Annotated in this window: 11 protein-coding genes; 6 read left to right on the top strand and 5 right to left on the bottom strand. The window is 32.2% G+C overall.

The genetic code is table 11. From position 1 onward, the window contains the following. Positions 1-22: 22 nt before the first annotated feature. From HYG85_RS24510 to HYG85_RS09835, 3 genes are all read left to right on the top strand, one after another. Complete coding sequence (locus HYG85_RS24510; protein ID WP_212693315.1) at positions 23-1,795, top strand: flagellin N-terminal helical domain-containing protein; 1,773 nt, start codon at positions 23-25, stop codon at positions 1,793-1,795. Between the two features lie 52 nt (positions 1,796-1,847). Beyond that, positions 1,848-2,324 carry a flagellar export chaperone FliS gene (locus HYG85_RS09840; protein WP_212693314.1) on the top strand — a complete coding sequence of 159 codons (477 nt, stop codon included), beginning with the start codon at positions 1,848-1,850 and terminating at the stop codon, positions 2,322-2,324. 168 nt (positions 2,325-2,492) lie between these two features. Beyond that, a complete protein-coding gene (locus HYG85_RS09835; protein ID WP_212693313.1) occupies positions 2,493-3,071 on the top strand; it encodes a MerR family transcriptional regulator in 579 nt (192 codons plus the stop codon). A gap of 62 nt (positions 3,072-3,133) precedes the next feature. On the opposite strand, the gene HYG85_RS09830 is transcribed toward HYG85_RS09835, so the two are convergent. The 3 genes from HYG85_RS09830 to pflB form a co-directional block, all read right to left on the bottom strand. After that, entirely contained in the window at positions 3,134-3,304 is a 171-nt protein-coding gene (locus tag HYG85_RS09830) for a DUF362 domain-containing protein (protein ID WP_113672797.1), read from the bottom strand. Positions 3,305-3,448: 144 nt separating this feature from the next. After that, the gene (gene pflA, locus HYG85_RS09825) at positions 3,449-4,186 is read right to left on the bottom strand and encodes a pyruvate formate-lyase-activating protein (protein WP_113672796.1); all 738 of its coding nucleotides are present in this window, start codon (positions 4,184-4,186) and stop codon (positions 3,449-3,451) included. A gap of 37 nt (positions 4,187-4,223) precedes the next feature. Further along, positions 4,224-6,455 (bottom strand): formate C-acetyltransferase, encoded by a 2,232-nt coding sequence (gene pflB, locus HYG85_RS09820; protein WP_113672795.1) that lies wholly within the window; start codon positions 6,453-6,455, stop codon positions 4,224-4,226. Positions 6,456-6,852: 397 nt separating this feature from the next. On the opposite strand from pflB, the gene HYG85_RS09815 reads away from it, so the two are divergent. Both HYG85_RS09815 and HYG85_RS09810 read left to right on the top strand, forming a co-directional pair. Further along, complete coding sequence (locus HYG85_RS09815) at positions 6,853-7,566, top strand: GntR family transcriptional regulator (protein WP_212693312.1); 714 nt, start codon at positions 6,853-6,855, stop codon at positions 7,564-7,566. Between the two features lie 204 nt (positions 7,567-7,770). Further along, complete coding sequence (locus HYG85_RS09810; RefSeq protein WP_113672793.1) at positions 7,771-7,977, top strand: DUF1858 domain-containing protein; 207 nt, start codon at positions 7,771-7,773, stop codon at positions 7,975-7,977. A 61-nt stretch (positions 7,978-8,038) separates the two neighbouring features. Here the strand turns inward: HYG85_RS09810 and HYG85_RS09805 are convergent, their stop codons facing one another. Then, positions 8,039-8,695, bottom strand: coding sequence for an adaptor protein MecA (locus tag HYG85_RS09805; RefSeq protein WP_212693311.1), 657 nt, complete (start codon positions 8,693-8,695; stop codon positions 8,039-8,041). 653 nt (positions 8,696-9,348) lie between these two features. Here HYG85_RS09805 and HYG85_RS09800 point away from each other — a divergent pair. Continuing rightward, entirely contained in the window at positions 9,349-10,623 is a 1,275-nt protein-coding gene (locus HYG85_RS09800; protein ID WP_212693310.1) for an adenylosuccinate synthase, read from the top strand. 87 nt (positions 10,624-10,710) lie between these two features. Here HYG85_RS09800 and HYG85_RS09795 read toward each other — a convergent pair whose 3' ends face one another. Next, a complete protein-coding gene (locus HYG85_RS09795) occupies positions 10,711-15,966 on the bottom strand; it encodes an Athe_2463 domain-containing protein (protein WP_212693309.1) in 5,256 nt (1,751 codons plus the stop codon). Positions 15,967-16,034 lie beyond the last annotated feature (68 nt).

Below are 16,034 nucleotides of genomic sequence, written 5' to 3'. Positions count from 1 at the left end.
ATAATAAAAAAGGGGTGTCGCAATGAGAATTAATCACAACATACCAGCACTTAGAGCTTTACATCAATTAACAATGAACAATTCCAAATTAGATAAATCATTAGAGAGGTTATCATCAGGGCTTAGAATCAACCACTCTTCGGATGATGCGGCTGGACTTGCCATTACTCAAAAAATGGATACACAGGTAAGAGGATTGGAACAGGCAAAAAGAAATACCATGGACGGTATATCTCTTATACAAACTGCTGAGGGTGCACTAAATGAAGTACATTCCATGCTTCAAAGAATAAGAGAATTATCAGTACAAGCTTCTAATGGTACATATGATGACGAAGATAGAAAAGCTATTCAAGAAGAAGTAGGACAACTTCAAAAAGAGATTCAGAGAATATCTGAAAATATTGAATTCAATGAGAGAAAATTATTGAATGGTGAGATTGATAGAAGAGCGTTTCCAGACTTTGATAGTATTGCTAAGATAGTATCCTTATCAGATACTGTTGAACCAGGTGATTATAAGTTGAATATTATCTCTGATGCAACGAAAGCTAATATAACATCAACAGATACTTGTAAAGATATTACAAAGGATGGAATAATTAGTCTTAATGGGGAAGAAGTAAAAATATATTCGACCGATGATGCGGATATGGTATTTTCTAAGTTAAGAGGATTAGCTGAAAAAGTAGGAGTCAATCTGAAGTCAATAGATAGTTCGGGTGCTTCAACTGAATTTATGCTAAATGATACTGTAAAATTGCAATTTGAATCAAAACAATATGGTTCTGATTATAAATTAGATTTAAAAGGCTCGAATGATGTATTAGGCTTTCTTGGTTTAAGTTCACAGACTGTTACAGGGAAAGACGTAGAAGCTAGTATTGACAGTGACAATAGTGATTTTTCTCCAACAGCAACAGTATCTTGTAAAGGCAATATTGTAACTGTTAGTGATATTAATGGGTTTGAGATGAAATTTGAGGCTGTTGAAGGTAGAGTAGAAAATAATGAAGCATACAAAGCTGGCATAGGCGTTTCGGTAACAGGTGTAACGGCAGAGCAAAATGATATTTATGTAAAATCATTTATGAGTGCTTTAGGTAGTGGTAAGAGTTTAGCTGATGCACAGTCCTATGCTCATTCAATGAGTCTAATACCATCTACTAAGGATATGTCTAGTGTTAATGATGCAATATTAGCAAAAGCATGGGATGTTGCAGATAGTATATTAGGGTCTCCTGGATCAGATATTATCAAAAGTCATTTGGGTAAAACAGATAATGAAATTATTAATACTATAGCTACAGGAGCAATAACTACAAAAACTGCTAAAAAAGCATTAGATGCTTACAAAGCAGTATTATGTAATCAAACTAACATCAGCGTCCTAGACGCCGGTCCATTAGACCTCCAAATAGGTGCCAATGAAGGACAATTCATGGAAGTTAGAATACCTAACTTATCACCAAAAGCATTAGGAATACATACACTTAACCTCTCAACTGCTGATGGTGCACAGCTTGCAATAGGTACTGTAGATGATGCAATAAGCCAAGTATCAGGTATCAGAGCAAAACTTGGAGCTTATCAAAATAGATTAGAACATACTGTTAACAACTTAAGTGTAGCTTCAGAAAGTATGACAGAGGCTATGTCTCGTATTCAAGATGCAGATATGGCATTTGAGATGGCTCAATACACTCAAAGAAATGTTATAGCTCAAGCTGGAACTTCTATGTTAGCACAAGCTAACCAAAGACCACAATCTATCCTACAATTATTACAAGGATAAGAAAATAGATTATAGCAAATAGTTAATAATATATCCCGAAAGGAATGTTATAATGGTAGAAGATACAGTGAAAACATATCAGAATAAAATAATTAATGCAAATAGAGAACAACTGTTAATAATTACCTATGAACTATTTATGGGTGAGATTGATAATTCCATTGAAGCTATTAACAATGAGGATGAAGATACATTTAACCAATGTATGACCAAAGTTCACAAATTACATAGAGAATTAACGGATACTCTAGATATGTCCTATGAGATATCAAGGTATTTATTATCACTATATATTTACATGAATAAAAAGCTAATAGAAGCTTCAATCCAATTTAATATAGAACCTTTGACAGAAGTTAAGAAACTGGCTAATATACTATTAGAAGGTTTCAAAGAAGCCGCAAAAGGACAAAATAGTAAATCACTTATAAAAAATTCACAGAAATTATATGCTGGTCTTACATACGGAAAAGGTACTCTTAATGAAACAATAATAAATGAAGTTGAATCTAGAGGATTTAAAGCATAGAAATATAATAATAAAAGAGAGAAAGATGCTGACGTAATGGTTAAGTATCTTTTTTTTTTCTCAACCTATTAATATTATTTTCTTAAAATACCTAAAAGACTTGAACTATTGTAAATATATGGTATAATAGTAATCAAATGGAAATAATTTACAGATAGGAGGGGGAACATGGTGGAAGTACGTTATATTATATCGGATGCATCAAAACAATTAGATGTAGAACCCCATGTACTCAGATATTGGGAAGAAGAATTAGAGCTTAATATCCCTAGAAATGAACTTGGACATAGATACTTTCGAGCTGAGGACTTGAATATATTAAAAAGCGTTAAAAAACTAAAAGAACAAGGACTACAATTAAAAGCCATCAAAATGATGTTGCCAGGGATTCTTGAGGAGGACAAGCTGTGTGGGGAGGAAGATACCCCTAAACAGGAAATACAAGAAGTATCTAAAGCAGTTCCTATGGAAGTATCTAAATCGGGAAGCAGTAAGGTACAGCAATTCCAAGAGTTCCTCCAATGCGTTCTTGAAGATACATTAAAAGAGAATAACCAGATATTAAAAGAACAATTAACAAAAGAAGTATCAAGCGAAGTAAGATTCCTATTGGAAGAGCGTGAAGAGAAGGAAGAAAAAAGATATAAAAAGCTAGATGAAACTATAAGAGAAATGCAAAAAATGAGGCAAGAAACAGCAACTTCAACAAATAGAAGATTTTTTAGATCAAAAAAATCAAAGGGATAGGGTAGTATTTTAAATAAAAAAGGAGCAACAATTTGCTCCTTTTTAATATAAGTAATTATTTATTATTCTGGTTGTGGAGCGTCTACTGGACAGACACCTGCGCAAGCGCCACAATCAATACAAGTATCAGCGTCGATAACATATTTTGAATCGCCTTCTGAAATAGCGTCTACTGGACATTCTGATTCACAAGCCCCACATGAAATACACTCATCATTAATTACGTATGCCATATTAAAGCACCTCCTGATTTTATTTATAAAACTTACAGCTACATTTTAATATATTAATAGCTATAATACAAGCATTAAATTAAAAAATAACAATAATTTAATTTAATGCTTATTAACTTAATTAAATTACCAAAAAGTTATTAATCAACTTGTTACAACATTGAGATTATGTTCTTTTATAATACTCATTGCCTTAATAACTTCTTCCTTGGTAGGTTCTTTTGTGTCCCCAAGTTCATAAGTATAGCCTAATTCTTCCCATTTGAATTCACCCATTTTATGAAATGGTAGAAGTTCAATTCTTTCTATATTATTGAAATTACTCAAAAATATAGATAAGTTTTTGATATGTTCTTCATTATCACTTAGTCCTGGAACCAATACATACCTTATCCAGACAGGTTTATTAAGCTCACCTAGATAATTCATAAAGGATATAGTAGGGTCAAGGGACACACCTGTAATATACTTATATCTATCACTATCATAACACTTTATATCCAGAAGTACTAGATCAGTATAATCCAGTACTTCTTTTGTTGTGTCATTAAAGATATAACCGGAGGTATCAATTGCTGTGTGAATACCTTCTTCTTTACATCTTTTGAATAGTTCTTTAACGAATTTTCCTTGTAGGAGTGGTTCACCGCCTGTAACAGTGACCCCACCACCTGAAAATTTCATGTATGATTTATACTTTTTAATTTCTAGAATTAATTCTTCTACAGTCTTCTCTTCGCCATCACCTAGTTTCCAAGTGTCTGGATTATGGCAGTATTTACATCGCAAAGGGCAGCCTTGCATAAAGATCACGAATCTTATACCAGGTCCATCTACAGTACCACAAGTCTCAATAGAATGAATTTTCCCTATTACACTCATTGCAATAACCTCCTTAGGTATGGCTTAACACATTGTTTTACGCTCTTTCATGGAATGTTCTATGAATAACATCTAACTGTTGTTCTCTTGTTAATTTGATGAAGTTAACAGCATATCCAGAAACCCTTATTGTTAATTGTGGGTATTTTTCTGGATGATCCATAGCATCTATTAATGTTTCTCTATCAAATACGTTTACATTGATATGATGACCTTTATCATGGAAATAACCATCTAATAGACCTACTAAGTTACTTACTCTAGTTGTTTCATTCTTACCAAGTGCTTTTGGTACGATTGAGAAAGTATATGAAATACCATCTTCTGAATGCTCATATGGTAATTTGGCTACTGATGACATTGAAGCGATTGCTCCATTTTTGTCACGTCCATGCATTGGGTTAGCACCTGGAGCAAATGGATCTCCACCTTTTCTGCCATCTGGAGTGCTACCAGTTTTCTTACCATAAACAACATTGGAAGTAATTGTAAGGATTGACATAGTAGGAACTGAATCTCTATAAGTCTTATGTTTTCTTAGTTTGTTCATAAAGTTTTCAACTATTTCACTTGCAATATTGTCAACACGGTCATCGTTGTTACCGAATGCAGGATAGCTATCAGCTTCTACTTCGTAATCTATAGCTAGACCTTCTTCATTTCTGATAACTTTCACTTTTGAGTGTTTTATAGCTGATAATGAGTCGGCTACAACGGATAATCCAGCGATACCACAAGCAGAAGTTCTTAGTACATCTTTATCATGAAGTGCCATTTGTAATTTTTCATAGCAGTATTTATCATGCATATAGTGAATAATATTCAATGTATTAATATATAATTGAGCTAACCAATCAAGAATAGCATCAAATTTTCTTGTAACTTCATCATAATCAAGATACTCAGAAGTCACAGGAGCGAATTCTGGACCGATTTGGTCTCCAGATTTTTCATCTCTACCACCATTGATTGCATATAGTAATGCTTTTGCAAGGTTTGCTCTTGCTCCGAAGAACTGCATTTGCTTACCGATTTTCATAGCAGATACACAACAAGCAATACCGTAATCATCACCATACCATGCTCTCATCAAATCATCATTTTCATACTGGATTGAGCTTGTATCTATAGAAACTTTTGCACAGAATTTCTTGAAGTTCTCAGGTAATCTTTCAGACCATAAAACTGTTAAGTTAGGTTCTGGTGCTGGTCCTAGATTGTTTAATGTATGAAGAGTTCTGAAACTGTTTTTAGTTACTAGAGTTCTACCATCAATTCCCATTCCACCAATAACTTCTGTAACCCATGTTGGGTCTCCAGAGAATAATTCATTGTAAGAAGGAGTACGTAGGAATCTTACCATTCTAAGCTTCATTACAAACTGATCCATTAATTCTTGTGCTTCTTTTTCAGTTAGAACGCCTGTATTTAAGTCTCTCTCAATATATATATCTATGAAAGTAGAAACTCTACCTAATGACATTGCGGCTCCATCTTGTTCTTTTATAGCTCCAAGATATCCGTAATAAGTCCATTGAATAGCTTCTGCTGCATTAGAAGCAGGTTTGCTGATATCATGTCCATAAGTGGCAGCCATCTCTTTTAATTGTTTCAATGCAACGATTTGTTCTGAGATTTCTTCTCTAAGAACAATGACATTTGGTTCCATGAAATCCATTTCTAATTGCTTTTTCTCTTCTTGCTTACCAGCGATTAGAAAATCAGTACCATATAGAGCCACACGTCTATAGTCACCAATTATTCTACCTCTTCCGTAAGCATCTGGCAACCCTGTAATAATACCTGAATGTCTTGCTTGACGCATATTATCAGTATAAGCATCGAAAACTCCATCGTTATGAGTCTTTCTATACTTTGTGAAAATTTTATCAGTTTCTTTGTCAAGTTCATAGCCATAAGCATTTAAAGCGTTTCTTACAACTCTGATACCACCATTAGGCATTATACCTCTTTTTAAAGGCTTATCAGTTTGGAATCCAACAATTTTTTCTAAATCCTTGTTTACATAACCAGGACCGTGTGATGTCACTGATGAAGGAACTTTTGTTTCTGCATCTAAGATTCCTTTTTTATTTTCTTCTTTTGTTAGTTCGCATACTTCTTCCCAGAGTTTTTTTGTGTTTGCTGTAGGTCCCTCTAAGAAAGAATCGTCACCATCAAATGGTTTATAGTTTGTTTGGATAAAATCTCTTACATCAATATTTTTTTCCCAGTTTCCAGGTATAAAATTTTTCCAATAATCTTTCATGGTCAATGACCTCCTTCTAGATTTATATTAATATACAGTTACCAAAGTTATTAATTGCTATAGTTATTATTAGCTATATATATTGAACTTAAACATCTATAAAACCATATGGGTAAATTCAATATATCTCTTTTATAAGTTGAATAGCAAGATATAATTAGTAAATACATTTTTAAGTGATTTTATAACTAAGTGGTTAATAAATTATATTATGTAAAACATCATGTATAATTTATAGTTATATTATATATGGATACTGTATACACGTCAAGAGATTTTTACAAAATAATCATTCTTATTTAGTAAAAGATATTGATAAAAGATATTGAACTTAAAAAAATAGAATGTTAAAATGTATTATATAGTTTAAACATGAGAAGTAATAGGGGTGAAATTAATGGAGAAAATAGAAACTAAGTATCAAAAAATTAAAAAAGATATAGAAAATAAAATCAATACTGGAGAATTCAAATCAGGGGAAAAAATACCATCTGAGCGAAAATTATGTGAGTTGTATAATATAAGTAGGATGACAGCAAGGCAAGCCGTCAATGAACTGGTGAAAGACGGTATTGTCTATAGAGAAAAGGGAAGAGGTACGTTTGTTTCATCACCTAATTTTCTCCAAAGGAATGTTAAGAGTTTTACTGATACCTTAAGAGAAAGAGGATTTAATCCCAGCACTAATATCATTGAATTTTCAACGGTTTATAATCTTAGAGATATCAGTAATATAATGGAAGTACCCTATGAAACGAAATTCTATAAATTAAAGAGATTGAGATTAGGTAATGAACTTCCTATGGCGTTAGAAACAGTGTATATTCAAAAAGATAGATGTCTGGGACTCCACAAATATGATATCAGCAAATCCTTATACGAAGTCCTTGAAGAGCATTATGGCTATAAAGTGGAGAATATATCTTGTGATATTGATGCTTGTATTGCCAATAACATAATGATGAAAGTATTCAACATGAAAAAAGCTAGAGCATTACTCAAAATAACAGGTATAAGCTATACCAGTAATGGGGAAAAATTATTCTATGAAGAATCCTATTATAGACCAGACTTATATAAATATCGTGTTGACATTTTTAGAAGAACATAAATTATAACTACTAAATTGTTTTTTACCCAATGTATTATGATAACATGTGGAAAAGTTGGTTTAATTACAATAATTTTATTGTAAATAATTAGGATTTATATTATAATGAATTAAAATTTGATATTGTACTTCAAATTTTTAGCAACAAAATACTTCGGATTAGACGTTTATAACGACTAATACTATTAAAAGGAGGTAAATGCTATGGCAAAAGTAACTAAAGACATGATAATCGCTGATATTATTGCAGTAGATCAAAATATCATTCCTATTTTAATGGAAGCAGGTATGCATTGTATTGGGTGTCCATCTGCTCAAGGAGAAACATTAGAAGAAGCAGCATTTGTTCACGGAATGGATGTAGATGAATTAATTAACAAAATCAACACTTTTTTAGAAACTAAAGAATAAATAAAGATAGATATAAATTTAGGTACCCTCAACCGTATTAAGTAGGGTACCTTATTTTTGTTTATAAATTAGATAATATTTGAATTGCATTATTTTTTATGATAATTTCATGATGTTCTTCATAAAATATCTCCATTATATTGGTAGCTGGAACCTTATTTCCATATTCTGATAAGAAACCATTAAGACCTATAAATGCATCATTCTCATTATCGGATTTGTGAATAACAAGATAATACTCTTTTATAGTTTCGTCTTTATATAATGAATTAAGACCATCATAAAGTGGACTTATAATCTGGGTTACTTTAATCACTTCGTCAAGAGATTTAAAGGAATAAATAATCTGTTTTGTATTTAGATTGATTTCTTTGTTAACTGCTTGGTCATTATTATCTGCAACTTCTTTTTTCTTAAAATTACGTATGTTCTGCTGAGGAATAGAAGCTAATTTATCATCTAATTCATCAGGATTATCAACTTTAGTAATTATTAACATTATACTTTCTTTTGAAAGGGGTATTGCCTCAATCATTAAAGGTACATTATCTGCTTCAAAACCAAATTCAACAGAAGCTTGTGCCATCATATCTTTAAATAATTCTTGTGTCTTCTCGGTTCCATATGCGAGTTCGCTGATCTTTATCTGTCTTTTTGTCAAATCTGTTTTATTTAAAGTACATCTAATCTGAGCATTACTTATCTTTTCAATTTTCATATTATCACTTCCTTAATACTTGACCTATATATGCTTAAGTTTTAACCTAGCATATATCATTTAATCATTTATATATTGAATTTCATTAAACGGATAGTTATAAAACCCAATATATATTAATTGCCTGCCTACATATTAAAAAAGAAAGTTACAATTTGAGATTTCTTATGCAAATCACATATTACCTCTTATGTATAGTATAATAGAAAGTGGGGTAAAATGTAAAGAGGATATTGCTGTCATTTTATAAACGAATGTTTTTTAAAAAAAATAAATAAATGTTCGAAAAACTATTGATTTTATTTTCTTTTTCTGTTAAAATTTTAAAGGATTATGTTTATTTATTCCTATAAATTAGCTATATAAAATTTCCTTCTATTAAATATATGAAATATAACTATTTTCTTCTTATAGAAAAGTTCTATTAATTAATCATATGAAACAGAACCATTTTCATATGCGTTAATGGAAAAAATATTTTATAGAAGCTGATAGTATGGGTAATAATAGATATGATGTGATTGAATTAAAAGATGCCGTACCAGGTAATTTAATCTGGTACTTCCATATAGATTTATTATACGAGGTGAATTGAATTTTTATCACGTATAGAGTTAACTAACAATAATTCTCTCTAGAAAGGGGAAATAAATATGTCAGCAAAAGTAATTATAGGAGCCCAATGGGGCGATGAAGGAAAGGCTAAAATCATTGATATTCTATCAGAACAATCAGATGTAGTAGTACGTTCTCAAGGTGGAAACAATGCAGGTCATACAGTTACAGTTAATGGAGAAGTTTATAAATTTCATTTAGTGCCATCAGGTATTCTATACCCAGGAACTACATGTGTTGTTGGTAATGGTGTTGTTATTGACCCAAAAGGAATTCTAGAAGAAATAGCACTATTACATAACAAAGGTATTTCAACTGAAAATTTAAGAATAAGTCTTAGAGCTCATATCGTAATGCCTTATCACAAGACTCTTGATGGTATCAAAGAAGAGTATAGAGGTAATAGTGACATTGGAACTACCAAAAAAGGTATTGGACCATGTTATATGGATAAAGCAGAACGTTCAGGTATCAGAATGTGCGATTACCTTAATCCAGAAATATTCGAAGCAAAAGTTAGAGAAAATGTGGAATTAAAGAATTCTATTATAAAAAATGTATATAACGGTGACGTTCAATTTGATGCAGACCAAGTTTTAGAAGAATACAGAGGTTATTTAAAACAACTTGAACCATATTTTGCAGATACTACAGTTATCGTATATGATGCAATAAAAGAAGGTAAAAAAGTATTATTTGAAGGTGCTCAAGGTACATTACTTGATATAGACCTTGGAACATACCCATATGTTACTTCATCACACCCAGTTACTGGTGGTGTTTGTGTAGGAGCAGGAGTTGGACCTACTTTAATTGATGATTGTATCGGAGTTATGAAAGGTTATGTTACAAGAGTAGGAAAAGGACCTTTCCCAACAGAGTTATTCGACGAAATGGGAGAGCAAATCAGAAATGTTGGACATGAGTTTGGTACAACTACAGGAAGACCAAGAAGAACTGGATGGTTCGATGCTGTAATTGGTAAATTCGCAGTTAGAACAAGTGGACTTACAGCTATAGCACTTAATAAAATTGATGTATTAGCTGATATAGATAAAGTAAAGATTTGTGTTGCTTATAAAAAAGATGGCGAATTAGTAAAAGAATTCCCAGCAAGTCTTGAAGATTTAGCTAAATGTGAACCAGTATATGAAGAAATGGATGGTTGGGGAGATATCACTAACATTCGTTCATATAGTGAGTTACCAGAAACTGCAAAAGCTTATGTTAAGAGAGTTGAAGAGTTATGTGGTGCTAAGGTAACTATGGTTGGGGTAGGACCTAACAGAGATCAAAATATTTATGTAGATTAATTGTAATATTGCTATAACAATCCCATTATATTAGGCAGGAGATACTTGATTTGTAAGTATTTCCTGCCTAAATTTATTTGGGACTTATCACCATTTTCTATGATAGCGATAATAAGAATCTATATTATCCATTTTTACTTTTACATCATCTGTCTTGACAGTACCGTTGCTATAGTTAACTGTAAATCTGAAAGTGATGTAGATGGCTGCATCATTCCCCCATTTATTTATCATGGAATTGTCCCATAGTTCTCCATGCCAGTTGGTTTTATTGGCTGATTCTAGGTTCGTATCATAAGCTGTATCTAGAATTTCAGTTTCCACATTATCTGCAACAACATTACTATCCGCATGAATTACAGCTGTATCAGCACTTACAATAAAACGCTCCCCTGACCAATATGTATCGCTGTCTCTAGGATCATCATCAGTTTTTGACATTGCTCTATTGTATTTGACTCTATTTTCATCCCATTTCGGAGTATGATTCACATAGCCATCAATAGTTAATTCATACACTATAAATAGCATATTAGCATTTGCAACGCCTCCGTTACCATCATCTACATGTACTCTTATCTCATAATCACCAGATTCTATATTATTTATTAGATTCTGTTTGATTAAATCATAGGTTGTACCTTCAGGATTAGCTATTACTCTGTTACTGCTAAGTCGGTTACTACCCTTATATAAATCAATATCAAGTGTTAAAGTATCCAAATCAATATCATTAACTATAATATTAGCGAAGACATTATCTCCTTCGTATATATAACTTGGTTCAGTAGATTGAATACTTACTGTAGGTGGTGTATTATGAGTAAATTCAAAAATATTATCTTGGGTTTCCTGATTATTATTTGGTGTTCTAGCTGTAAATCTAGCTGTATAAAAATCATCTTCTATATATCTTCTTTCTTCTTTATAAGTCAAAGACCAATATTTCTTGTCACCTTCTGTTTTTATACAGGATAAATTTCTTGTGCGTTCATACATGGTATCCTTAAATAGGGTGATAGTGACAGTATTAACATATTTTGAGGTACTGGCTTCTATCAAAGTTTCCCTATCATAGGTTATTTTATCTTTTTGAATTGTTCCCTCTAGATCTACAGGAGTTTCCACTCTTACAGTAAAATCCTTACACCTTTTATTATTACTATTATTGCTATCAACTGCAAAAAGCTTGAATAGGTAATAGCCATCAGGTAATGTTGAAGGAATATTATAAGTGACATCATTCCAATTATAATCTTGGCCATTTTTAATTGCATATGATGTAATGGTTTTATTTGATGTTTTGATTGTGTTTCCATTGTACATAGCCATTTCTATGTGATGACTATATGGAAATCTAGTTTTTATATCATATGCTAAGAGATTTTCTGATGCAGGTATACTGTTAAGATTAAATTTATCTAGAACAGTTTTTAATTTTGCTTCTAATATCTGTGGTGGTGGAGCTGTCGGTAATGTAAATTCTTTTATACATGGTAAGCTCCATGTGTTTTCTAAGTCTTTTACAATGTATTCCACAGTATATGTTGCCCCTGGTTTCAGATTATCAGGAATTTTATAATATTTTTCTATAGGACGTGTTTTATCCCAATATACAATTTTACGTTCTATGATACCTTTTTGTGGATGGCTGTATTGATGGTCTAGATCATACGACCCGTCCTCCCATGTTGTTTCATATACTCTGGTAGCAGGATTGTATATCCAATCTAAGTTAAACTGTGCAATGGGTTTACGGTGTATATTGATTGAAGTCCTGAATATATTAGAATATAATTCATTATCTTCATAACCAGTAATACTGTCCTTTACCCTATGATAAATATCTAAGCGTCCAGTTTTATCAAGTATAGTTGGTTTGGTGGTTGTCCAATCTTCATCTTCATTAAATTCTGATTTACTGTAACTAAACATTCCTAGGGAGTTATCGTAGTAGTTTGGGTTGTGGATATATTGGAATCCGTTTTCTTTTAACTCGTCTCCTTCTGTTTCTAATTCTACCGTTTCAATGTTGACATTACTTCCTAGCTCTACTAAATAATCAGAAGAAAAAGGATTATCTTCAATAATATCATCTAAGGCTTTATTAATGCTATCTAAAATATCATCAGCACTATAGTAATGAGTGTACAAGCTGTACTGGCTCTTTATAGTACTGTTACCTATAAGTGTTACATTAAAATCATGCTCTTTAGCCAAGTCCTCAAATTCCTTAATTGGTGTTAACCTATTTTTATGTTCAGATGGTGAAGTTGTATTAATGCCATTTTCTGATACATAAATGATATACTTATCGGCTTCGCTCCTAAAATTTTCAACAGGCGGGTTTTGACGAACATATTTGTAGATATTACCACTGTAATATCCAGTATAATTATTAACTTTCCTGTTATCAGAATGCCATACATCAACGCTACTGCAAACATTCTTTGTACGTGTACGAAATTCAAAGTTTCCACAGTCCCAAGCACCGTACATTTCAACTAATTCATCATAAGAATAGTAATCACAGTGATAATATTTATATCGTTCAGTAACTGTATGGCATTCTTCCTCTGTAGTATAATAGCCAAAATCATGCCAATACCAGTTGTTAACTACATTAGTTTGGGTCAGTGTTCCTGAATAGCCACTACTAGAGTATGGTATAGAATTTTGAGGGTAAGTACTTCCAGTATTTCTACTGGTACTGGCAGGAGTAGAATATTCATAACATTTCATATCCCATATCTCAATAATAGGGTTAATACCTTGGGAACGTAAGTAATTGTTATAGTAAATTCTCTTGCTCTTAATATCAGCTTTTTTACTGTCTGTAAGATTCTTGTCTAAGGAAATAATAACGTCTACTTGGGGGAAGTTATAAGGTATATCTAAATGAACTTCGGTTAAAGGTCTTAGATTTTCTACAAAAAAATCTCTTATGACTTCATTAGTTCTTTTTTCTGTACCATCTAACCATTTAATAATGGTTTCTTCTCCGAAGCTTTCTTCGGCTGATATAATAGCTCTGTAGTGTCCAAGATCTGTTGGTGTATAACTAAAATCATCTGTTAAAGATGTGTTAAGTACCTCTTTTTCATAAGTACCATCTTTGTCCTGGTCTTTTAAAATCTTAATTCGCTTGTTAATTATGGTATCGCCATCTATAGATTCAGCACCAAACTCCATTGATAAAGCTTCACTTCTTGCTAGATAATTATTCCATATATCAAAATTCATAGCTGGTTTATGGTCTTTCATCACAACCAATGGAAGATTATAGGTACTGCTTCTACCTGACCTATTGGTAGCTGTACAACTAATCTGATAAACACCTTCCTTAGAACTTTGAAATATGTGATTTTCTCCTTGACGTTCATAATTTAACTTATCCATATCAGTATCATTCAAGGCTGTTATCTCATATGTATAGCTTGTAGGATAGTGTTGCAACAAGTAAGGATCATTAGCACTATCAGACGTGTTTAGTGTTTCAAATTTACGATTTTCTTTTTGTGTTCCTTGTAATGTAAGCTGTGCTTTGGGTTTAGTATTGTATACTGTTACCCACTTTTGAACATGACTTTCCACATCGTCCGAACTAGTTGCTGCTACTTCTATGAAGTGAACTTCTGTATTATTATCACTCTCTATTGCACCAAAAACAAAACCACCATTGAAAAAATCATTTACAGATACATTTATTGGTGTACCATCTATAGTCACCTTCAATAAGTTAATATCTTCTGCTTTCATATCACCTATGGTTGCACCATATGGTTCAATATCAAAAACCTTTCTTGGTAACTCTACATCAATCTCAACGGTCTTTTGGGGTGTGTATGCCTTCATAACATACACATTTTTATCATATTCAGCACTTCTATTACTATCATATACAGTTTGTTTTACATGTATTTTATATTTTTCTTTGTTTTTATCTTTTGCCATATCATATAACAGATTATTTATTGTTTGATTGTCTATAGAAGAATTATTATATTCTTTTACAACTTTTGTTCCATCTTCTCCAGTAAGTTCGAATTCGTATTTTTTAATGTCACCTAATGATAAGTCCTGATATTTGAAGTTATCAGCTTTTAAAGGGGTGGTATCATTCCAATTAACCACTGATGCCACACTGAATTTACATACTAAATCATCACTTTTATTGAACGGGATTACGAATTTATCAAGCTTGCTTTTATTAACTTTGTCGGTATCATTATCATAAGCATTGTCTGATTGTGGGTTTCTATAAGAAACGCTTGCTATTCCGCTAACCGTATAGTTTCCGTCATCAGAAATTATACTACGTGGTATATCAAGGGAAACAGTACCCTTATAGGTGTTGGTAGTGCTGTTTCCGTCAAATGTATATGTAGTGTCGTTTAATTGTAAATTGTAGTGACTAATATCCCTACGAGTATAATATATTTCACGTTCAATAACGTTATTGTAATAAGCTTCATCTTGTAAGGTTATTGTTACATCAACATTCACCTTGACTTCATCTTCTCCAGGATTAATGATGTACTTTCCTTTATCAAGTATATTAATATCTAACGTAATAGGAGTCTGCTTACGTCCTGTACGCTTTTTAAGGGTGAATGTCTGATACCAATAACCAGTACGGTTTTTGTGCCACATTTTGGCTTCACCATAGCTATACAAGGTGGAGGGTGTCAGCACGTTAGCGTAATCGTAGGCATTTTGACTTGATGGGTTGCTACCATTCTTTATTTCAAAGGGTAGTCCCTCATTAATCCATTCTTGGATTCCTTGCCTATTATTAATAATAGCTTCATCATTCCAACCACTTATCTCGCCATCTTGTTTTTTGGCTAAGATAGGATTCGCCCAGTAATGATACTGCCATGTCTTTTGCTCTGCCTTTCGGGTACTAGCTTCATCTACTGGAAAGGACTTGTTTGTATGACGGATGCCATCTACAGTGTATCCATGATAACGGTACTCTCCTTTTATTCCGTCCCTTGTATAGTAAGGTGTTGTAATACTTGGATCGGGATTTTCGGTGTAATTCTTAAAATCGTTGTCTGGTACATAACCATAGTGACCGTAAACACCAATATTTTTGTCAACCCATAATTCTGTATTAAACCATAGCTTTGTTTCTTTTCCACTTATATTGATTTTTATATAAGGTTTATTTTTATAATCAGGTGGCAAAGATAGGGTTTCAAAGGGTATTTGCCCCGACATATACTCATAACTCAATTGGTTGCTGTTCGTTATAGCGAATGTTTTATATCTAATACTTGTAAATAAGATACTAAATATAAAAATCATCAAGCCTATTTTTCTGAATGTATTTTTCAATTTCTTCACCTCTATTTATAGCTTTCAATTCTTTAGTGTGAAACTTGGCGATACAATCGTTAATACTT

Origin of the sequence: Vallitalea guaymasensis (assembly GCF_018141425.1) — a bacterium.
Classification (GTDB): domain Bacteria; phylum Bacillota; class Clostridia; order Lachnospirales; family Vallitaleaceae; genus Vallitalea; species Vallitalea guaymasensis.
This window is presented reverse-complemented; position numbering and strand designations above follow the sequence as displayed.